This window comes from Thalassotalea ponticola (assembly GCF_041379045.1).
GTDB lineage: Bacteria > Pseudomonadota > Gammaproteobacteria > Enterobacterales > Alteromonadaceae > Thalassotalea_A > Thalassotalea_A ponticola.
In genome coordinates, this window is sequence record NZ_CP166871.1 from 2,537,475 (window position 1) to 2,558,860 (window position 21,386).

General features: G+C 45.9%; 17 protein-coding genes. 6 read left to right on the top strand and 11 right to left on the bottom strand.

The features are described 5' to 3' along the window. Window positions 1-126: 126 nt before the first annotated feature. Together fdhD and glnB are read right to left on the bottom strand one after the other, a co-directional pair. A complete protein-coding gene (gene fdhD / locus ACAY30_RS11060) occupies window positions 127-1,074 on the bottom strand; it encodes a formate dehydrogenase accessory sulfurtransferase FdhD (RefSeq protein WP_290252824.1) in 948 nt (315 codons plus the stop codon). A gap of 264 nt (window positions 1,075-1,338) precedes the next feature. Beyond that, complete coding sequence (gene glnB, locus ACAY30_RS11065) at window positions 1,339-1,677, bottom strand: nitrogen regulatory protein P-II (protein WP_290252825.1); 339 nt, start codon at window positions 1,675-1,677, stop codon at window positions 1,339-1,341. A gap of 196 nt (window positions 1,678-1,873) precedes the next feature. Between glnB and nadE the strand changes: the two genes are divergently transcribed. Beyond that, window positions 1,874-2,704, top strand: a complete 831-nt coding sequence (gene nadE, locus ACAY30_RS11070; protein WP_290252826.1) for an ammonia-dependent NAD(+) synthetase — start codon at window positions 1,874-1,876, stop codon at window positions 2,702-2,704. 353 nt (window positions 2,705-3,057) lie between these two features. Here nadE and ACAY30_RS11075 read toward each other — a convergent pair whose 3' ends face one another. Then, window positions 3,058-5,865 carry a pitrilysin family protein gene (locus ACAY30_RS11075; protein ID WP_290252827.1) on the bottom strand — a complete coding sequence of 936 codons (2,808 nt, stop codon included), beginning with the start codon at window positions 5,863-5,865 and terminating at the stop codon, window positions 3,058-3,060. 371 nt (window positions 5,866-6,236) lie between these two features. Between ACAY30_RS11075 and pdxH the strand changes: the two genes are divergently transcribed. After that, the gene (pdxH, locus tag ACAY30_RS11080; protein WP_290252828.1) at window positions 6,237-6,890 is read left to right on the top strand and encodes a pyridoxamine 5'-phosphate oxidase; all 654 of its coding nucleotides are present in this window, start codon (window positions 6,237-6,239) and stop codon (window positions 6,888-6,890) included. 161 nt (window positions 6,891-7,051) lie between these two features. Here pdxH and ACAY30_RS11085 read toward each other — a convergent pair whose 3' ends face one another. Beyond that, window positions 7,052-8,362, bottom strand: a complete 1,311-nt coding sequence (locus ACAY30_RS11085) for an IS4 family transposase (protein ID WP_371189897.1) — start codon at window positions 8,360-8,362, stop codon at window positions 7,052-7,054. 135 nt (window positions 8,363-8,497) lie between these two features. Then, the gene (locus ACAY30_RS11090) at window positions 8,498-10,132 is read right to left on the bottom strand and encodes an electron transfer flavoprotein-ubiquinone oxidoreductase (protein WP_290252800.1); all 1,635 of its coding nucleotides are present in this window, start codon (window positions 10,130-10,132) and stop codon (window positions 8,498-8,500) included. A gap of 349 nt (window positions 10,133-10,481) precedes the next feature. Here ACAY30_RS11090 and ACAY30_RS11095 point away from each other — a divergent pair, with 349 nt between their 5' ends. The 3 genes from ACAY30_RS11095 (at window position 10,482) to ACAY30_RS11105 (ending at window position 12,606) form a co-directional block, all read left to right on the top strand. Further along, complete coding sequence (locus tag ACAY30_RS11095) at window positions 10,482-11,231, top strand: electron transfer flavoprotein subunit beta/FixA family protein (RefSeq protein ID WP_290252792.1); 750 nt, start codon at window positions 10,482-10,484, stop codon at window positions 11,229-11,231. Beyond that, entirely contained in the window at window positions 11,231-12,157 is a 927-nt protein-coding gene (locus tag ACAY30_RS11100) for an electron transfer flavoprotein subunit alpha/FixB family protein (protein ID WP_290252791.1), read from the top strand. Before ACAY30_RS11095 ends, ACAY30_RS11100 begins: the two co-directional genes overlap by 1 nt. Before the next feature lie 113 nt (window positions 12,158-12,270). After that, on the top strand, window positions 12,271-12,606 hold the full coding sequence (locus tag ACAY30_RS11105; RefSeq protein WP_290252790.1) for a stress response translation initiation inhibitor YciH: 336 nt from the start codon (window positions 12,271-12,273) through the stop codon (window positions 12,604-12,606). Between the two features lie 112 nt (window positions 12,607-12,718). On the opposite strand, the gene ACAY30_RS11110 is transcribed toward ACAY30_RS11105, so the two are convergent. The 3 genes from ACAY30_RS11110 to ACAY30_RS11120 all read right to left on the bottom strand — a co-directional run bounded on the left by ACAY30_RS11110 (window position 12,719) and on the right by ACAY30_RS11120 (window position 16,733). Then, the gene (locus tag ACAY30_RS11110; RefSeq protein ID WP_290252789.1) at window positions 12,719-13,330 is read right to left on the bottom strand and encodes a fumarylacetoacetate hydrolase family protein; all 612 of its coding nucleotides are present in this window, start codon (window positions 13,328-13,330) and stop codon (window positions 12,719-12,721) included. Window positions 13,331-13,418: 88 nt separating this feature from the next. Continuing rightward, the gene (locus ACAY30_RS11115) at window positions 13,419-15,152 is read right to left on the bottom strand and encodes a thiamine pyrophosphate-binding protein (protein WP_290252788.1); all 1,734 of its coding nucleotides are present in this window, start codon (window positions 15,150-15,152) and stop codon (window positions 13,419-13,421) included. A 39-nt stretch (window positions 15,153-15,191) separates the two neighbouring features. After that, window positions 15,192-16,733, bottom strand: a complete 1,542-nt coding sequence (locus tag ACAY30_RS11120; protein ID WP_290252787.1) for a sigma 54-interacting transcriptional regulator — start codon at window positions 16,731-16,733, stop codon at window positions 15,192-15,194. A gap of 645 nt (window positions 16,734-17,378) precedes the next feature. Here ACAY30_RS11120 and ACAY30_RS11125 point away from each other — a divergent pair. Further along, complete coding sequence (locus ACAY30_RS11125; protein WP_290252786.1) at window positions 17,379-18,593, top strand: PLP-dependent aspartate aminotransferase family protein; 1,215 nt, start codon at window positions 17,379-17,381, stop codon at window positions 18,591-18,593. Window positions 18,594-18,788: 195 nt separating this feature from the next. On the opposite strand, the gene ACAY30_RS11130 is transcribed toward ACAY30_RS11125, so the two are convergent. Genes ACAY30_RS11130 through msrP form a run of 3 tightly spaced genes read right to left on the bottom strand, consistent with a single transcriptional unit; the run spans window position 18,789 to window position 21,348 of the window. Further along, complete coding sequence (locus ACAY30_RS11130; RefSeq protein ID WP_290252785.1) at window positions 18,789-19,649, bottom strand: RluA family pseudouridine synthase; 861 nt, start codon at window positions 19,647-19,649, stop codon at window positions 18,789-18,791. A 47-nt stretch (window positions 19,650-19,696) separates the two neighbouring features. Next, a complete protein-coding gene (msrQ, locus tag ACAY30_RS11135; RefSeq protein ID WP_290252784.1) occupies window positions 19,697-20,350 on the bottom strand; it encodes a protein-methionine-sulfoxide reductase heme-binding subunit MsrQ in 654 nt (217 codons plus the stop codon). After that, window positions 20,347-21,348: a protein-methionine-sulfoxide reductase catalytic subunit MsrP gene (msrP, locus tag ACAY30_RS11140; protein WP_290252783.1), complete on the bottom strand. Its 1,002-nt coding sequence runs from the start codon at window positions 21,346-21,348 to the stop codon at window positions 20,347-20,349. Before msrP ends, msrQ begins: the two co-directional genes overlap by 4 nt. Between the last annotated feature and the right edge of the window lie 38 nt (window positions 21,349-21,386).

The following is a 21,386-nucleotide window of genomic DNA, read 5'->3' on the forward strand; positions in this document are numbered from 1 at the left end:
AACTTGCCATTACTTTGTTGTCGGCGGGTAGATGAGTTGATAACGGCGCCTGGTCTCAACTCAATTCATATCAAGTTACAACACCGTGATTGGTGTCATCATTGATAGACATTGTAGGCTCGGTGGTTATGGCGTTTGTTTGATTAGTCGCCAAGCGCCGTGATAAACGTTAAAACCTTTGCCGGAGACAAAACCGATTAACGTGATATTAAATCGCTGAGCAACCGATATAGCCAATGAGGATGGAGCGCCAACCGCGACAATCACCGGGAAACCGGCCATCAGTGCTTTTTGTACTAACTCAAAGCTAATACGCCCGCTGAGCACCACTACGCTTTGTGGACTGTAATATTGCTCATCGAGATACATATGTGCACCAATTAACTTATCCATTGCATTGTGGCGCCCAACGTCTTCTTTAACCAGCAACAACTCGCCAGCGGCATTAAACAGCCCGACCGCATGCACGCCTCCGGTTTGGGCAAATTGACGCTGCTGTTTACGCATGATCTGGCTGACTGACAACACGGTGCGGGGATCTAACCAATGGGGTTGTTGATCGAGGTCTGGTGGCGTTTTTAATTCGAGCGATTTGAGCGATGTTTTACCGCAAATGCCACAACTTGATTGCATTGTTAAGTGGCGCTGATACTGCTCCCAGTCGGGTATGATACCAGGCGTTAATTCGATATCAATTTGATTGCCATTAATGCCTTGTTCTGTGCGTTGATGCACAGCCATGACCACATCATCAGCGGTGCGAATGATCCCTTCACTGTGCAACAAACCGATTGCCAATTGAGGGTCATTACCCGGCGTTCGCATGGTAATGGTAAACTCGCGTTCTTGTGGCTGACCCTTGTTATCTTGCCACAGTAAATTGATTTGCAGCGGCTCTTCCACGCTGACTAAGTCTTGGTTCGCCGACTTGTTTAAGCTGCTAGCGTCAACGCTGTAACGAATTTTATTTACCGTGTGAATACCATCGTGAGTGTCAGTCGCAAATTGATAGTTGGTCAATGGCGACTGTTCACTGTCGGTGTTAGCTGTCGTTAATGCGTGTTTTGTCGTCATAAAAGCGTTGACCCTGTTCTAGCAATTGACCGCAACGATCATCGTTATTAAGGCGTGTTGTTCTGTGCTGCGTGACAGCTATTTTGATCAGAAACCATTTAGGGTGAACAAAATTTGTAGCGCAAAGATCAACACGCCTTAGCGCGGTAACTTATATTCAGTGTACTATATAAATCAATGGCCGCTATAAAACTCGGATATAAAAAGAGGACCCATACGGATCCCCTATTGTTATGGACAGGACGTTTAAAAACCGTCGTTACACTAAATTGCGGCTTCGTCTTCTTCACCGGTGCGAATGCGAATCACTCGTTCCACGCTGGTGACAAAAATCTTACCGTCGCCAATTTTTCCGGTTTGGGCTGTCTCGACTATCGCGTTGACACAACGCTCTACATCGTCATCGGCAACTACGATTTCTAATTTGACCTTTGGTAAGAAATCAACCATGTATTCGGCGCCGCGATATAACTCGGTATGCCCTTTTTGACGACCAAAGCCCCTTACTTCGGAAACTGTCATACCCGTTATATTTACTTCAGCCAATGCCTCACGAACATCATCCATTTTAAATGGCTTAATAATCGCTTCGATCTTCTTCATCTTTGCTCTACCCGATGTTGTTTTTAAGAATTTTTATCTGTTGTCAAACTCTCTAAAGTGTAACTGTAAACCACCTCGCTAGGCTAGTAATTTTGATAATTGCAGAAAATTAGCGAAATCACAGTCGCATATTAGCTGAGGTATTGATAAACTAACTTTTTTTGACGTTTTCATTATTTTTCTGCAGAGGGTAGATATGGACCGCCAGGCGATTATCGATGAAATGAGAGTATTACCATCCATCAATGCAAGAATGGAAATTACTCGACGCGTTGACTTTATCAAAGAGCAACTGCTAAATTCAGGCTTGAATCATCTTATTTTAGGCATCAGTGGCGGAGTCGACTCCTCGACCTGCGGCAAGCTCGCACAACTTGCCATCAACGAGTTAAATGAAGAGCACGGCGGCGGTTATAAATTTGTTGCGGTGCGTCTTCCCTACAACGTGCAAGCGGATGAAGACGATGCGCAATTAGCACTGAGCTTTATTCAACCGGATGTTCAATTATCGACCAACATCATGCAAGGCGCCGACGGCATTCACCAAGAAGCGGTGACGGTATTGGAACAGCAAGGATTGCTTGAAGCCAATAATCATCGCCTAGACTTTTCCAAAGGCAATGTAAAAGCGCGCTCACGTATGGTCATGCAATACCACTTAGCCGGTATTTTGGGTGGCTTAGTTATCGGTACCGATCACAGCGCTGAAAATATTACCGGCTTTTATACCAAGTGGGGTGACGGGGCATGTGATATGGTGCCGCTGTTTGGCTTGAATAAGCGTCAAGTACGTCAGCTTGCTGCTGAGCTTGGGGCTCCTGAAAAATTAATCACCAAAGCGCCAACGGCCGATTTAGAAGAACTTGAACCGGGTAAGCCGGATGAAGTCGCTTTGGGCTTGAGCTATGATCAAATTGACGACTTCCTCGAAGGCAAACCGGTTAGCGAAGCTGTGGAACAACGCTTGATAGATATTTTTGTAAAAACCCAACACAAGCGCAAACCGATCCCTACTGTTTACGATTAATTCAACCGCTTGTCGCGATGTTCCTTTTACAACGGCACCAAGCGGCAACCCACGCAGTGACACAGTCGCGTGACATTAAAAACAAGCCGCTATGTACGACAGGACAGAGCGGCTTGTTTTTGATACGGATAAATTGGCCAACAACAGCCCTCTCAGCAAAAAAAACATTTGCTTACACAACCGTTTGCACAACGAAATGAACGCAATACGACCGACATCAGTACCGGCGCTAAAGTCTTTTGCTGTTATAGTAATGAGCCAAGCCCCAGTGAAGCAGGGGCTGGGCAGATGCGTTGAGATTGTGTTGATAATACCGGTGACCATAGCCACCGGTAATAGAGTTAGCGCAACAACTATTGAGCGCCAACCGACTCTTCTATCGCCTCTTGTTTGGCAAAATCACCGGCCATAAACACATTAAAGTCCAAGCTGGCAATGTGTTTGACAAACGCTGCTTTCACATCATCAGTGGTCAGAGATTTCGCCGCTTCAATTTGTTGATCGTAAAAGGCTAAATCAACCTCTTCTTTACTGGCGTTATTAATCACTCCTGCCACCGTTGCGTCATTAGCCCAAGAGCGAGTGCGATTGCTGATAAAGCCTTTTACCGCTCGCTCAAGCTCCTCATCGCTAAAACCGTCGTTCACGACTTTTGCCACTTCTTCTTTAAACGCATCGACAACTGCTGGCATATTCTCAGGAGCGGCGATGGCGACGGTAAAAAACAGCCCCGTATCGTTAAACATATCCGCCTGAATACCCGAGCCAACCGAATAACTGTAGCCCTCTTTTACCCGAATTCGCGCGCCAATGCGCGATGTAAATGCATCGCCACCAAAAATAGAATTGGCAATGTACAAGGCGATATAGTCTGGATCATCAACTTTCATTTCGATCGGATTAACAATGTATAATTGTGCATTGGCTTTATCCGGCGTGTTGGTCTTGACGACGGCGCCGGCAAGCGGTTTGAGATCGCGCTTGATCCGTTGATACGGCGTGTTATTGCTATACGGGCTCAATACTTGACGCAACAAGTCTGAGCTTTGTTGTACATCGACGTCACCAACTACGGTGATATGACCGTTGTTGATATTAAAGTGACTGTTATAAAGCGCCACTAACTGCTCTGGCGTCACCTTGTTGATCATCTCAATTTGCTGATCAAGCGACAAATGCGCATAGGGGTGTCCCTCGGGGTAATTATACAGGGCCTTTCTAAAGCTATTCGACGCAATCGAACGTGGCTCATTGCGCTGAGTTTCTATAGCCGCAATAGCCGAACGACGCAACACATCCAACTCTTGTTGGGCAAATGTTGGCGCAGATAGCAACTCCCCTAAAAACAACACGGTATCGCTAAAATGGCTTTTATCCGTGGTAATCGCGATTGACGTTTGACCAGCATCAGTACTTATCGCTATTGAACTTTTGAGTTGATCGAGTCTGGTAGCTATTTGCTCTTTGCTGTAGTTTGCATTGGCAAGCGGTATTAAGCTACCGATAAAGCCGATGGCTTGACCTTGATTGGTTAGTGAGCGAGCACTACCCGACGGAAAGTTCATGGTGATGATAACCTCTTCGCCACGTAGCTTTTTTGGGTAAATATTTAGCTCAGTTCCTTCAGGCCACTGACTTGTGCGCAGACGCTGTTTAATATTGGCTACCGAATTATCGTAGACCTCACCCGCGGCAACAACGGCTTTGCCCTTGTAGTCTTGCAACACCTCAGTAAGATCTGGGGCCTGGGGAATTTCTGCGCGTACAGGTTTTTGCGTTGGAATAAAACGCCCCAGCGTTCGATTAGAGGCAACAAAGTATTTTTCGGCTGCCGCCTGTACCTGATCAGCGGTTACGTTTTCAATTTGATCGCGAAAATAAAACGCGTGTCGATAGTCCCCTTTGGCAATGTATTCGGACAACTCCATACCCACCGCGGTTACGTCGCGCATCGCTTGTTCGGCCTGTTTTGCCAATTTCAGCTTAGCCAAGGTGACTTCTTCCTCAGTAATTGGTTTCTGAGCGATATTTTCAATTAGCTCAATAAGCTTTTGTTCCATAACATCGGTTGGCTTGCCCTTTTCTCCTTGTGCAAACAGAAAGTATTGCGAACTGTCTTTGAGCATAAAGCTCAAATTAAATGCTGCCGTCGCTATTTTGGTTTCGACTAAGTTCTTTTGCAAACGGCCGCGGGTGTAGTCGCCCATAATTTCTTGTAACACGCGCAGTGCTGCTGCATCTGGGTGTAACCCACTGGGAATGTGATAGGCCAAACCAATATAGGGAACGTCGCCAACGCGGCGTAAGTTAACTTCTCGTTCGCCGTCTTGAGTTGGCTCAACCGTGTATTGCGCTTGCATCGGTTTTTCCGGTTTGGCAATGGCACCAAACGTTTGTTCAATACGTTCGATGGTTGCTTGTTTATCAAAACGCCCCGCAATGGTTAATACGGCGTTATCCGGTCGATAATGCTTTTTATAAAAGGCCCTTAATCTGGCGAACGGAAAATTTTCAACATCGGAGCGCGCACCAATGGTCGAGTTGCCGTAGTTGTGCCATAAAAAAGCCGTAGATGACATCCGCGATAACAACATCCGGATCGCATTGTTTTCATTGCGTTCCATTTCGTTGCGCACCACCGTCATTTCACTCTGTAATTGCTGTTCGTCAAAGGTGGCATTGACCATGCGATCGGCTTCCATTCCAAGCGCCCATGCCAACGTATCTTCGTTGGCATCAAACACTTCAAAATAATTGGTGCGGTCTAACCAGGTTGTGGCGTTAGTTTGCATACCGCGCTTTTTAAATTCGGTATCTATTTGCGGGTAATTAGTAGAGCCTTTAAACAACATGTGCTCCAACAAATGCGCCATACCGGTTTCGCCATAATGTTCATCAACAGACCCCACTCGATAGGTAATATTAACTAAAGTCTTTGGTTGTGAAGCATCGGCAAAAAGCAATACTTTTAAACCGTTTGTCAGTTGGTACTCTTCGATCCCCTCTACCGTTCTCAGATACGTCAGCTTATGTGCCTGAGCTGATGCCGTCGATTGCGTAACCGCTTGGTTTTGTGAGTCAGCATTTACTGTGCACCCTGACAAGCCCAATGCCAAGGCCACCGATACGCTTACCATTGTCAGTTTTATATTTTTCACCATACCCCTTTGTCTCCCTTCGATCCCTTTGTTCACCACTTGAGGTGTCTTGCCAATAACCGCGACTGTTATTTGATGTTAATCTAGCTGCGCAGCTTGAGCGAAAATTAATTGTTAAAAAATATTAACCTAGCACACAACTGTGTTACTGCATATCACAAATATCAGCGCGCTTTGGCACGACCTTTAATTTACCGAACAGCAACGAGGTATTTTTTCAACCAACCGATTAAAACGAGCATGGTCAACGACATAAAAATAGCGCATGGCGATTGGATGGCTTTGTTTCGCGGCAAATAACGCTAGAGAAAGGGTTTTGTTGAACGTCATTAAGTTGCTACAATTTACACTTCACCAACGATCAACAAAACACTATGACGCTATTGGAAAAGTTACGCTGCCTTTTTACCTTTGGACAAGGTGTGGCACTGCCATTACCGCCGATTCCCGACGATAAGAACCCGTTTGATTTGTTTGCAACGTGGTATGACGATGCTCAAAAGTCGGGAATATTACTACCCGAGGCAATGTCAGTATCGACCTGTGACGCCACCGGACAACCCTCATCTCGCATGGTGCTGATGAAATCATTTGATCGAGATGGCTTCGTTTTTTACACCAACTACGGTAGTCGAAAAGCCCAAGAGCTAGAGCAAAATCAAAAAGTTGCCTTGTTGTTTCACTGGGGGGTATTACAACGTCAGGTGCGCATTGAGGGCACGGTTGAAAAAACCACGCAACAGCAATCAGAACAATACTTTCACAGTCGAGGCCGAGGCAGTCAGATTGGCGCTTGGGCGTCGAAGCAAAGTCAACGCATTCAATACGAGGGTGAATTAAAGCAACGCGAAGCCAAATTTAGTGAGCAATTTAAAGACCAAGAAGTGCCTCTACCCGAATTTTGGGGGGGTTATCGCATCAAGCCGAGCTATATCGAATTTTGGCAAGGCCGTGCAAATAGATTGCATGATCGCATTTGCTTTGAACGCGGTGACAACGACTGGCACACCTACTCACTTCACCCATAAATCAGTGCCCAATACCATTCACGGCAAACGGGTCAATCGAATAATCCAATCGTAGCTTAGTCTTGATTTTGTTTTGGCTTAGTTTTGACTTAGTTTTGGCTTAGTCGCTGTTTAAGTTGATTTTGTCAGATCAAAAAAGAGAGCCGAAGCTCTAATGCCGTTCACTTAAGGTGAGCGGCATCTTTATTTTTAGGGTACCGTGTTGGTCTTGGTTTCACGGTTCTTGGAAATGTTCTCCCCCGCCGTGGCTCCAGTATTAGGCTATCAGCCATGGAGTAGAAGTGCTTAAGCTGGCGTGGAATCGCTCCTGGTGAAGAGTACGGTAATCCGACGAGTAGCCGCATTACATGCGCCAAACTTCCGTTGAAGCTCAACTGGTATGGAAGATAATTCCCTTTGAGCGTTTGACACATTTTTACCATCTGATATCGAATTAGGTTGTAAGTCAGAAGTATTCCCCAGAGCTCTTGCTTTACAAGCTCTGGCAACCTGCTTCTCAGCGTTAACCTATTGCCAAGCATATATTGTTTTTGCTCTCGATATCCAAGTTCAATCTCCCATCTATGGCTATATAAATCGCCGATATCGGCTGAAGGATATCGCATAGGGTCAATCATTGACGTGAGTACACTTTCACTTTTGCCGTTTATTTTTCGCGTAATCAACCTTACTTCAATATCGTTCGGAAGCTCTGGCCACAGCTTCCTCGCTCTGGGATTTGAGGTCAGTCGAGCCAGTTTGTCATTACGACCAAGGCTTCTGATAACGTCATATTGAAGGTTCTTCTTCAGTGGTATTAGCCAGTGTCTTTCATTTCCTGTAGATTGCCATTTATGCAATAACCCAAGAGAATAAAACCCTCTATCAAATAATGTCAGACTGTTATCGGGTGTCGATTCTATTAGCTTCTCGGCTAATACCATCTCATTCACGGTATAATCATCAAACGCGCTTCCTGTAATTAAGTGGCTACTTAATTCCATTTGGCACACCATTCTCACTTGAGGGTATTGTGTGTTAGTCGGTTTCGTATATGCGCTGTTGTTTTCTTTTGAGTCGTCTGTCCGCCATACAACACCATCGACTCCAAGCAAGGTTAATCCATTCCAATGAGGGTGCTTAGCTTCTTTGTTCCAACATTTTTGTGTACAGTCAAATAAAGCTTTCATAGCTGCTTCGCCAAGATTCTTGCGACGCTGAGTCAAAGCGCTAGGAGCAACAAAAGGTTTTCCATCTCTATCTACTATATCTAGCATGTTTACAACGTCAGCCATCGATTTATCGTTGTATATAGCCATTCCAATCAATAACCACGCCATAGACTCTAGAGTGAGCTTACGTTTTCTTAAGGTGACCGTTTCTGTCAGTTCATATGCTTCTTCAATTAACTCAAGTGGTAATAAATCAGCTAATGTTTCGACTTGGCTAGGCCTAAAGTGGTTAATTGAGTCGAGAGCGGTAGAAAGTTGCATAAAAAAATCCGTAATCAGAAAACTGATTACGGATTTTGCATGATCGTTTAGATCGGTCAACCGATCATTTTCTTAACTGATCGGCATTAGAGCCGAAGCTCTCTTTTTCTTATCTTAGCGATGGTGTCCTGTCTACTACATATTCGGGTAGTTCGGACCGCCCGCCCCTTCCGGTGTCACCCACGTAATATTTTGGCTCGGATCTTTGATATCACAGGTTTTGCAATGTACGCAGTTTTGCGCGTTAATGACAAATTCCGGCTCTCCGGCATCGTTTTCAGCCACTTCGTAAACACCTGCAGGACAATAGCGCTGTGCGGGTTCATCGTATTGGCTTAAATTGACTTTAATGGGAATGTCTTTATCGGCCAGTTTTAAGTGGCACGGTTGCTCTTCCTCGTGATTGGTATTGGATAAGAACACACTGCTCAACTTGTCAAAGCTGAGTATTCCATCGGGTTTGGGGTATTCGATTTTAACCGATTCACTCGCCGGTTTTAGTTGCGCGTGATCTAAGCTGTCATCTCTAAACTCGAACGGTAGCTTTCCTGCAAAGATATTTTGATCAACGGTGTTGTATGCGCCTCCCCAGAAGGTACCCAGCTTGTGCATTGCCCCACCGAAGTTACGAGTGCGATATAACTCATCGTACAACCACGAATTTTTAAACTTGTCATCGAATGCCGTTAGCTCATTGCCGCCTTGATCATTATTAGCTAACGCTTCAAAGATAGTCTCTGCTGCTAACATGCCCGATTTCATCGCGGTGTGGTTGCCTTTTATTTTGGCAAAATTAACCGTACCCGCTTCACAACCAACCAGTAAACCACCTGGCATGGTCATTTTAGGTAGTGAGTTAAAGCCGCCTTTAGCGATCGCTCTCGCTCCGTAAGACACGCGCTTGCCACCTTCGAGATACTGGGCAAATTTTGGATGGTGTTTTAAGCGCTGAAACTCATCAAACGGGCTTAAATATGGATTTGAGTAATTTAAATCAATAATTAAGCCAACAAATACCTGGTTGTTTTCGGCGTGATATAGATACCCGCCCCCGGTAGTATCACCGTCTAGTGGCCACCCAGCAGAGTGAACTACCAAGCCTTCTTGGTGTTTACTTGGGTCAATATCCCAAATTTCTTTAAAGCCAATGCCGTAGTGCTGTGCTGATTTACCTTCATTAAGGTTAAACTGACTGATCAATTGTTTGCCGATATGACCTCGACAACCTTCAGCAAACACAGTGTATTTAGCGCGTAGCTCCATACCCGGCATAAACGAGTCTTTCGGTTGACCGTCTTTGTCAAGACCCATATCACCAGTGATAATACCAGCCACTTTTCCATCTTCAATAATGGCTTCTTGTGCGGCAAAGCCAGGGAAAATTTCAACTCCCATGCCTTCGGCTTGCTCTGCTAACCAGCGACATACATTGCCCATGGATACGATGTAGTTGCCTTGGTTGTGCATGGTTTTCGGTACGGCAAACCCCGGTAGTTTGGTGGCTGTTTCACTGTTGTTGAACAGATAAATATCATCGCCTGTGACTTTGGTATTTACTGGCGCATTGAGTTCTTGCCAGTTTGGAAACAGTTCGTTAAGTGAACGAGGCTCAAACACAGCGCCAGACAAAATGTGAGCGCCTACTTCAGAGCCTTTCTCTACCACACAAACCATCAGTTCTTGATCTTGTTCTTGTGCTAACTGCATTAATTTACAAGCAGTTGATAAACCTGACGGTCCGGCGCCAACGATGACTACGTCAAATTCCATCGATTCACGTTCCACGCTAATCCCCTTGTGCTGTTACTTATTTTACCTTTTAAAAGGCTTATTTTATTTTCGCCCTAGTTATACCACTAATCATACTTAAAGCCTATGACGAAACAACAATAGTTTACTCAGTTTAACGTTAACTATTGCCTCACACATCGTTAACATGTAGTAGGTTGGCAAATATTGTGTCCACTTAGCGAATGACAAAAGCCACATTTTTCAAACATCTGTTTGACTCCTCATCGCAAATGGGGTAATTAATATGCCCCTCCTCGGTAAATTATTATTAACAAATACCTAACGACAACAAGAATTCTCGATTACGGGAATAAAACAAGAGGTTACAATGAAAATACTTGTTCCTATTAAACGAGTTATCGATTACAACGTAAAAGTACGAGTAAAATCGGATAATTCTAACGTTGACCTAAACAACGTCAAAATGGCGATTAATCCATTTTGTGAAATCGCGATTGAAGAGGCTGTTCGCTTAAAAGAAGCCGGTGTTGCCACCGAAGTAGTTGCCGTATCAATTGGCGACAAAGCCTGTCAAGAGCAGTTGCGCACGGCATTAGCACTTGGCGCAGATCGCGCCATTCAAATTGACACCGATAAAAACCTAGACTCGCTAAACATTGCCAAACTATTGCAAAAGGTTGTCGAGCAAGAGCAACCGCAAATTGTCTTATTGGGCAAGCAAGCCATCGACTCGGATAATAACCAAACGGGACAGATGCTGGGTGCGTTAACTGGTATGGCGCAGGGTACGTTTGCCTCAAAAGTAAACGTCGACGGCGACAGCGTCGCGGTAACTCGTGAAGTAGACGGCGGGTTGCAAACCGTCGCGTTAAAGCTACCGGCAATTATTACCACTGACTTGCGCTTAAACGAGCCTCGCTACGCCTCGTTACCCAACATTATGAAGGCAAAGCGCAAACCATTAGACGTGCAAAACGCAGAGGACTTCGGTATTGACTTAAGCCCTCGTACCACGCTTATCAAAGTCACCCCGCCACCAGAGCGTCAAGGTGGTGTTGTGGTAGAAAGCGTTACCGAATTAGTCGAAAAATTAAAAACTGAAGCGAAGGTGATCTAATGTCTATTTTAGTTATTGCAGAGCACGAAAATTCAACGCTTAAAGCGGAAACGTTAAAAACCATCGCTGCGGCAAAACTCATTGGCGACAACGTTGATGTACTGGTCGCTGGCTATAACTGCCAACAAGCGGCTGAACAAGCAGCAAAAGCGACAGGCGTAAATAAAGTATTAGTTGCCGATAACTCGGCTTATGAACATCAATTGGCTGAAAATATTTCCTTGTTGGTTACTGAATTGGCAAGTGACTACAGCCACATCGTTACCAGCGCCTCAACCACGGGTAAAAACTTTATGCCACGCGTTGCCGCCCTGCTCGATGTGACTCAAATTTCCGATATTATCGCAGTAGAAAGCGCCGATACCTTTGTCCGTCCAATATACGCGGGCAATGCCATTGCAACGGTACAGTCATTAGATAGCAAAAAAGTTATCACCGTTCGCGCGACCGCGTTTGATGCGGTTGAATCCAATGGTTCTGCAGAGATTGTTAGCTTATCCGTTGCTTGTGACGCTGGTACGTCGAGCTTTGTCGAGGCTCAATTGACCGAATCAGAGCGCCCTGATTTAGGCGCGGCACGTGTGGTTATCTCTGGTGGTCGCGGTATGCAAAACGGCGAAAACTTTGCTTTACTCGACGGTATTGCAGACAAGCTAGGCGCTGCTATCGGCGCATCTCGTGCAGCGGTTGACGCGGGCTTTGTTCCAAATGATATGCAAGTGGGACAGACAGGTAAAATTGTAGCGCCTGAGCTGTATATTGCGGTTGGTATTTCAGGTGCGATTCAGCATTTGGCGGGGATGAAGGACTCTAAGGTTATTGTTGCTATCAACAAAGATCCGGAAGCGCCAATTTTCCAAGTAGCCGATTACGGTTTGGTTGCCGATTTATTCGAAGCACTACCTGAGCTTGAGCAAGCACTTTAATCGCGTTTTCACGTCAAAATAATGGTAAAAGCCAACTCTTTGAGTTGGCTTTTCTATATATTCACAACCGCTTTTGTTAAAATTATCAGTAACGCGTTTTAAGAGTATTGTTTATGTCATCACTACAGGATCAGTTATCACAGTTGGTGTATTCCACCGATAAAGGCCGAATTGAGCCCGAGCAGCAGCAACCGCAAGTCACACCAAGCGATGGTTTTGCCTATGTCAGACGCGAGACCAAAGGCCGCAAAGGCAAAGGCGTTGTGACCATTACCGGCTTGGGCTTAGAGGCCAAAGAAATGAAAGCCTTAGCGAAAAAACTCAAACAAACCTGTGGTACGGGTGGTACGGTGGTTGGCGAAACCATAGAAATTCAAGGTGACAAACGCGAGGTGATAAAAGCCGTGCTCGAAAAACATGGCTATAAAGTAAAGTTCATTGGCGGTTAAATAGCAGGCCAACCGCACTAGGTACCAACTCGTTGTCGACTGGGTTAGTGGGTTAGTGAGTTTGTCTCACCCTACTAGCCCAGCTCCCCCGTTGGTTGGCTCTGCCGTATTGCTACAGCGCTTGCCAAGTAGCCGAGACCAAAACGCTTTTTCCATCGCTAACACTGCCCTGATAGCGACTTCCACTTTGCACCGCACCAACGCCTTTTGGCGTCCCCGTCATTACGATATCACCGTCGGATAAACTGATAAATTGTTGCAAGTTTGCCAGTATTTGTGCCGGTTTGTAGATCATTAATGGTACCGCAGCCTGTTGGCTAATGCGATCGTCGATGGTCAAGGTTAATGCCAGCTCGTCGATGTTATCAAAGGGCACAAAGGTTGAAAACAAGGCGGCTCCGTCAAAGGCTTTGGCGCGCTCCCACGGCAAACCTTTTTGCTTGAGTTTACCCTGTAGGTCTCGCTTGGTTAAATCCAAACCAAAGGCAACCGCAACAAATTGGCCTTGCTGATATAAAAAGCACAACTCGCCCTCATAGTGCAGTGGCTCTTGGTCAAAACTTTTTAGGGTTTGGCCAATGGCAGAGTTGGGTTTGCAGAAAACCACCATATCATCGGGTACTTCATTGCCTAGCTCCTCAATGTGGTCAACAAAATTTCGGCCAATACAAATGATTTTTGACGGGGTTATCGATTGTTGTGCATATTGAATAGCGTTGGGCATAAGAGCAATACCTTGTTTAAATTGAGCGATTATAACGGTTTATACCGCCAATGATAAAATCAATCTCAGCATATGAAAAGCGCGCTTATTAAGACCGTTTATTTTGCTTAAGCACAAGCGCGTTGTAATCACTGCTATCAAACAGTGCTTCAACGATAATGGGTTGCTGCATGGCAAATGCCTTATTGAGTTCAATCGCAAAGCTGTCGGTATCGGTTACCGATACCACAGGGACACCAAATATCGATTGCGACTGCGGGTCTATACGCGCACTTTGACAGACCCCGTAGTGGTTCGCTTGGCGTTTGTCTTGTTTAATCCGAATCAGCGCCAGCTCACTATCGCTGAACAAAACAAACACGATAGCGAGGTTTAAACGTTTGGCCACGGTGAGTTCGTTAGCGGTCATTAAAAAGCCACCATCACCGATCACCGCACAGACCTGCTTTTCAGGCTGACAAAGTTTGGCTGCGATAGCACTCGGGATAGCGTATCCCATGGATGACCAACCATTGCTCATCAATTGTACCAAGGGTTGGTTAACAGACCAATATTGACCGATGAGGTGAGTGTGAGCACCAACGTCACAACTCATAATGCCATCTTGAGCAAGTTGCTGACGCAATACCCGCAGTGCACTGACCGGCCCAAAGTGCTCAGTTTGTTTGGCAAAGTGCGCTGCCATTGTCTCGCGCACTCGGTTAAAATCCGATAACGTCCACTGGTAGTGGCTATGTGCAGACTCCAGTGCATCGGCTAACGCGTTTAGCGTACTTGCGATAGGCGCTTGATATTGAACGACATCGCAATTCTCTAACGCGCTTATTTGCATTTGGACACAGTCTAAGGCGATTAATCGAGAGCTAGTTACCCATTGCCGATAATTAAATTCAACTTCGTCATAACCAACGGCAAAAACCAGATCTGCTTGACTGTGTAACTCAGCCACACAATCACTCAAGGCATGAAACAAGACCCCGACATAACAGGGATGATCGTTGGCAATCACCCCTTTTGCCATTGGTGTTAACACCACCGGTAAACAATACCTTTGGGCGAAAAGCGCTATAGCTGTACAGATGTCCGGACTCAGTGCTCGCAAGCCAACGGCGATTACCGGTCGCTTCGCTTGTGTAAACTGTTTGCATAGTGCGTTGAGCACCTCGGTGTTCACTGCCTTATTACTGTCGTTGTCCTGTTTGCTTTGCGTACCACCGGTGACAGTGTGGCAACGGTTATTCAGATCAACTGACGCGCGCTGTTGGGCAGATAAACTTAAGTTAGTTGGCGTATATGCAGGGGTTGACGAGGCGGTAACGCTATCGGCAATGTCTACAGGCAAGCCAATGTGCACTGGCCCACAAACGCCATCACACGCATAGTCAAATGCCCGTTGAACTTGATGGTCAACATCGTCCTTGACCAAGCGCCATGTGTGCTTGGTCAAGGGAGCAAACAGCGCTTGATGATCTATATTCATCTGTACAACTTGCCCTATGTCGGCATCGCTGACTTCATCGGTTAAAGCGATCAACGGACTTCTGTCTAACAGGGCGCTGCCGACACCTGTACTAAGATTCGTTGCGCCTGGACCAAAGGTGGCAAAACACACTCCTGGTGTACCGGTTAACTTGCCAACGGTGGCCGCCATAAAGGCAGCACCACCTTCATGTGCGGTCAATACAAATTCAATGCCATCAACCTCTTCAATCGCTTGCAAATACGGTAAAAAACCACCGCTAGGAACACCAAAAATATACTTTACACCACGTTTTTGTAGGGCGGATATAAGCTGATATGCAACGGTTAATCTGTTTGTCATAGGGATTCTTTAGTCATCTTGTTATGTCGAAATAATCGCTCAGCATTGAATATTGTATTGGCGCAGTTTGATTGCGATTTTATTGTGCGATACGCCCAGTCTTTGCGCCAATTTGCGAGTACTGGGATAGAGCGGATACAAGCGGCTTAACAAACTCTTCTCAAACGCCTGTTGCGCGTCTTGCCACGAGTCGGCTTGGCTTATATCACCAGCGAGTGAGTGAATCTGAGCCATCTTTGATACTTGCTCTGAATATGAGCTTAGCAAGTCGTAATCAGAGTCAATCAAGGTACTGTCACTTTGCGCGGCTAAGCGATAGATGACGTTTTGTAATTGACGTACGTTACCTGGCCATGGGTAGTTTTGCATTTTTTCGAGTACGGCTTCTGACAAGCGCAATGGCGACTTGTTCACATGTACGCTTGCGTGCTGTAAAAAGTGTTCTATCAACAAAAGCACGTCGTTATTGCGCTCTCTGAGCGGTGGCATATCTAATTGCAAAACGTTTAACCGATAGTACAAATCCTCGCGAAACAATCCCTTGCTGATCATAGCCAATAAGTTTTGATGGGTTGCACTGACAATACGCACATCAACGCGCTTGTCTTTGACGCCACCAAGTCGCCTTATTCTGAAGTCCTGTAAGAAGCGTAATAATTTAGCTTGCAGCGGTAACGCCATTTCACCGATTTCATCGAGTAACAACGTACCGCCATCAGCGAGTTCAAATAACCCTGGTTTGCCACCTTGTTTAGCGCCAGTATAAGCGCCCGATGCGTAGCCAAATAACTCTGCCTCGAGCAAGTGTTCAGGCATCGCCGCACAGTTTATTGCTAAAAACGGTTTACTCGCGCGTTGTCCGTGATCGTGTAAGGCGCGAGCGATGAGTTCCTTTCCCGTTCCCGTTTCACCGGTGATCAACACCGGCAAATCAATACTGGCAAACTTGCGGGTTAACGCTTTTACCCGCTCAATGACTTCACTTTCACCAATGATGCTGTCAAAACCGCGATGCATGCCTTGTTGATATTGACTGATATGCCGCCCGACGTTGAGTAAACTGCGCAACACGATAACCGCGCCACTCACCTCGTGCTCCGAACGCACAGGGGTAATATCGGCGTAAAATGGGTTACCAGCAAACGTCACTTCTTGCGTGGTCGACTGCCCACTTAAATAAATTCTCAACCGCTCTTCTATAAACGATTGCAATGCTCTGTTTATAAAACGCTCAGAATCGACTCCAGCTTGTTCTATCGCCGCTCGATTGGCGTTAATTATTATACCTCGGTGGTCGACGTCAATAATAGGCTCTGGGATATTGGTAAGCAGCGCTTGTAACTGTTGAGTGGTTTTCTCGCCCGGTAATAACGCGACTGGGTTGATCTCGTGGACGCCGTCTATGGCGGCTATTTTTGTCGCAATATCGGTAAACGACATCGCATTTGGGTTAATGTGCAAATAGGTGTGATTGTGCCGTACTTCCATAGCGATGATGTCGCATTGCTCGTTGGCAATAACGGTAAGTATTTGCTGAGCTATGCCGAGCCGGTCAGTTGAAACCACATCTAAACGCATCATCTATCGTCACAAAAAAATTACATGTAACATTTTTATTACAAAAAGCAGAAATAATCAATATCTTGCGCAAAAATATCAGCGCGAATATATGCCTTATTGCCTAGTTATCGCCGTTCGATGAATCATCTCAGGTATGTTCATTCGCCTTTAATATGAGAATAAAGCGATAACAACAAGCATCAGCTGTAATAATAATATGACATCTTGATTGATTCGTGTTTTTCGAGAGCTATTATTGCTGTCGCTGATCATTGACCGCTGGTTTTAGCGATGCGGTACAGACAAATAGCTTCAAAGCAAAAATATGCTAATAAGCCATTACCGTCGAGATTTTTGTTTATTGTGGCAAGAGTTTTGCTTTAGTTTTTGCACCATGTTTATTTTTTCTTTAACAAAACCCTCATATTGGCGTAACGTATGGCGGATAGACGGTATACACAATGTGTTGTTCGTTTTTGTTAACAAAAAATAGATCGACCAAGAAAAACAATAACCCGGGTCTGTTGAACTTTGTGGTGTAGATTTTGTTCGAATTAAAAGGGACTTTATCGAGGCGCAGTGAGACATATATGGATATTCCATAGCAACACACTGCAAAAACCTACAGCAACGTTCAATAGCCTTTAGTCAAAGCGAGATTAGGCAATGAAAGATACAGCAGATATAGCGACGAAAGTCATCCACGCAGGTAAAAACGACAACGATCAATACGGCAGTTTAGCAACACCGTTATATCAAACATCAACGTTTATCTTTGATAACGCCGAACAAGGAGCCAAGCGATTTGCTGGCGAAACACAAGGCTATATCTACAGTCGACTGGGCAACCCGACTACGCGAGAGCTTGAGTTAAAACTTGCTTCTTTAGAAAATATGGAAGATGCGGCGGCAACCGCAACTGGCATGGCTGCCGTGTCGGCGGCGTTACTCGCCAACTTAAGTGCCGGAGATCACCTCATTGCGTGTAAAGCGCTGTATGGGTGTAGTTACGCGTTTATTAAACACCAATTAAGCCGCTTTGGTGTTAGCGCCAGTTTCGTTGATATGTCGAACAAAGATGAGATCGAAGCCGCTGTGCGACCCAATACCAAAGTGATCTTTTTAGAGACACCGATCAATCCAACAATGGAGGTGATCGATCTACAGATGATTGCCGACATCAGTCGTCAACACCAGTTAATCTCTATTGTCGATAACACCTTCTTAACGCCAATATTGCAGCAACCTCAGAAATACGGCATTGACATTGTGGTCCACAGTGCCACTAAATACCTCAATGGTCACGGTGATGTCGTAGCAGGAATTGTATGTGGCTCTGCATCAATGATTGAGCACATCAAATCGGCTGTGTTAAAAGATTTTGGTGGTACCATCAGTCCGCATGATGCTTGGCTGATTATTCGGGGGTTGAAAACTCTCGCCATTCGCATTGAACGCCACTGCGCTAGTGCGCAGCGGGTAGCAGAATTTTTACAGCAACAGCCTTGGGTAAAGACCGTCTATTACCCCGGACTTGCCAGCCACCCAGGACACGGTTATGTCGGCTCGCAAATGAAAGCAAGTGGTGGTGTTATCGCCTTTGAACTGGAAGGTGATATCAAAACCGCAGAGCAATTTATTAATCACACTCAACTATTTAGTTTGGCGGTCAGTTTGGGCGATGCCGAATCACTGATTCAACACCCAGCATCAATGACCCACTCGGCTTATGATCAACACGAAAGACAAGCCGCGGGGATCAGTGATACCTTGATTCGCATGTCGGTTGGATTAGAGTGCGTTGACGATCTGATAGAGGACTTAATCGATGCTTATCAACAGAGTACCATCACCTCAATACGCTCGGTGAGCAATCAGTAAAGCAAGGTTACAAGTAGACGCGATAACAGCCGCTAAAGCGCGATTTAGCGGCTTTGAGTACATCGCCAATCAGCATTGAGTCAGAGCGATAATAACGCAGTAAAGGTCCCTCGCCAGGTGTCACAGCCAGTCGACAAAATTGGTCACGTCAAGCGTCACCCATACGCTATTGCACGAACTCAGCAAAGAGCAAGCTCAACTTAGGTGTAAACACTGTTGTTTTGTCAATTGATAGTGGTGGTTTCTACCGTCAAATGGAAACTGCAAACGCACCGCTCTTAGTTGCAGATCGCATCGCTGTTGAACCGCTGTGTCAGGGATTTCAAATTGTTGCTGTCCATATAACCGGTCACCAACAATAGGTATGCCTAAACTAGCCAAGTGCTTGCGAATTTGATGTTTACGCCCCGTTTCAATATCGACAGATACCAATGCTCTATTCGCCACGCGATCATTGGCAATCAAGGTTACATGACTTGTCGCGTTTTTTTCATCAATCGGCTCAGTTACGCTAATTTGTGGCTGTTTAAACGACCAAGCTCGGGAAACAATTGCTTGATAGGTCTTTTCTGTTAATCGCTGTTCAAACGCCGACGATAACTGACGTGCCGCCGCTTTGGTGTGGGCGACGACAACTAATCCCGTGGTTGCCTTGTCAAGCCGGTGAACGATAAACGCAGGGCGCTGCGGTTGTAAATACTGTTCAGCAAAACGATTAATGGTGGTGTGATCGCCCCACTTTGAGCCTTGGCACACCATGCCATAGGGCTTAAACCAGACGCTGAAGTCGCCTTGATCATCAACTAGTAACGCGGGCTCAACCTCAGTTGCCAATACGCGAGGGTTGTAATAGCAATGAACAACGTCTCCTCGCTGTAGCTTTTTCTTACTGCGACGCAAGCGCTGAGTGTGCTTACCTCGGCTGTGCCATACGCAGCCTTTTTGCATCGCTTGCTTGATGGTTTGATGAGATAAGCCGCTTTCATCGGCAAGTATCGCTACAGGATTAGCGTCCTGCTCGGTTACCTCGATATGCCATTGATTTGTCGAGTCCATTTTGCTCACCGCTAGATTGAAAACTTTACAGCAACAATTCTAACCTGCTAGCAACGGTTATGCGAGCGCAAGCGACGTACAAGACGGTTGAAACCACGTTTAAACTTAGGCCAGCGAAAGCAAAGCAAAGCAAAGGTGATCAATATGTAGATAGACGGCTCGACAATTTCTGATTTAACCGACCAGTAGAAGTGAATGGCAACCAGTGTGGTAAGTAAATAATTGTAGTTGTGCAAGGCTTGCCAACGCCGGCCCATTTTACGCCGCAACACCGACCACGAGGTGATCGCCAATAAGGTAATTAGCACAAAGGCTGCCATGCCTACGGTGATGTAAGGTCGCTGAACAATTTCATCAATAAACAATGCCAAGTCCAACTGCAGTTCAAACAGCACAAAGCTGCTTACGTGAAGTAACGCATAGAGCGCAGCGTAAAGTCCCAGCAAGCGACGCACATGTACCAGCCAATGCAGAGAAAATATGCGACTGGCTGGACTGACACTGAGCGTCAGTAACAGTAAATTGAAACCGCCAATACCGGTAAAATGAAGTATCGCTTCAACGGGATCGGCGCTTAACTGATCATTAATGGCCAAATAATAATAGTAAATGACCGGCAACATTGCCGATAGGTGAATCACCAGCTTTACCAGCCAAACCCTGTGTTTATTGGCGATTGCAAACACGTCGATAACCGTCAATAGTAAGTCGCAAGATCCATGCCTTTATACATGTGGGCCACCTGCTCAGAGTAACCGTTAAATAACTGTGTTTTTATCCGGTTGCGACTGAATAAGCCACCTGTGGTTAAGCGCCTTTCACTGCTTTGCGACCACCGCGGGTGATCCACCGCTGGATTGACATTGGCGTAAAAGCCATACTCGTTCGGCGCTAACATATTCCACGTTGTCTCGGGTTGCTGCTCAACCAATTCTATTTCGACAATCGATTTGATGCTTTTAAATCCGTACTTCCACGGCACAACTAAGCGAATTGGCGCCCCGTTTTGCGGAGCTAGCGTCTTGCCGTACAAGCCCACTGCCAGTATGGTCAAACTGTTACTGGCTTCGTCAATGCGCAGGCCTTCGCGGTAGGGATAATCGATACCACCGCCAACGATGCGATTGTTCTGACCGGGCATTTGTGCCGGATCATAAAGCGTTTTAAAGCGCACAAATTTGGCGTTACTGGTCGGTTTAACCATCCGCAACAAGTCGCTAAGCTCAAACCCCAACCATGGGATAACCATAGACCACGCCTCCACACAACGCAGTCGGTATATGCGCTCCTCGATGGTAAAACGGTTAAAGAGATCGTCGTAATCTAAGGTGATCGGGGCTTCAACCTCACCGTGGATTTTTAGTTGCCACGGGTTTACCACAAATCGCTGTGCCAGCTCGGCAGGTTGATGCTTTTGCGCTCCAAACTCGTAGAAGTTATTGTGGGTCAGCACCTTCTGTTCTGGGGTTAATTTATCATTGATGGAATCGCGGTTACTGCCAGTGAACGACAGGGGCTGGCGGTTAAACGTCGGATTAGGCGCGTTTGTGGCATGCGCCAAATGACTGTAAGGGGCGAGTAACATCGACGCGCCCATGTAGCCCATCGCCTTGAGTAAGTCACGACGATTGCGATAAAGGGCTTCGTCAGTTACCTCGGATTCTTTGAGGTTGAAACCTCGTTTGTTAGAATATGTCATTAAACGCCTCGATTGATATCCCAGTGCTTGCACGCGTT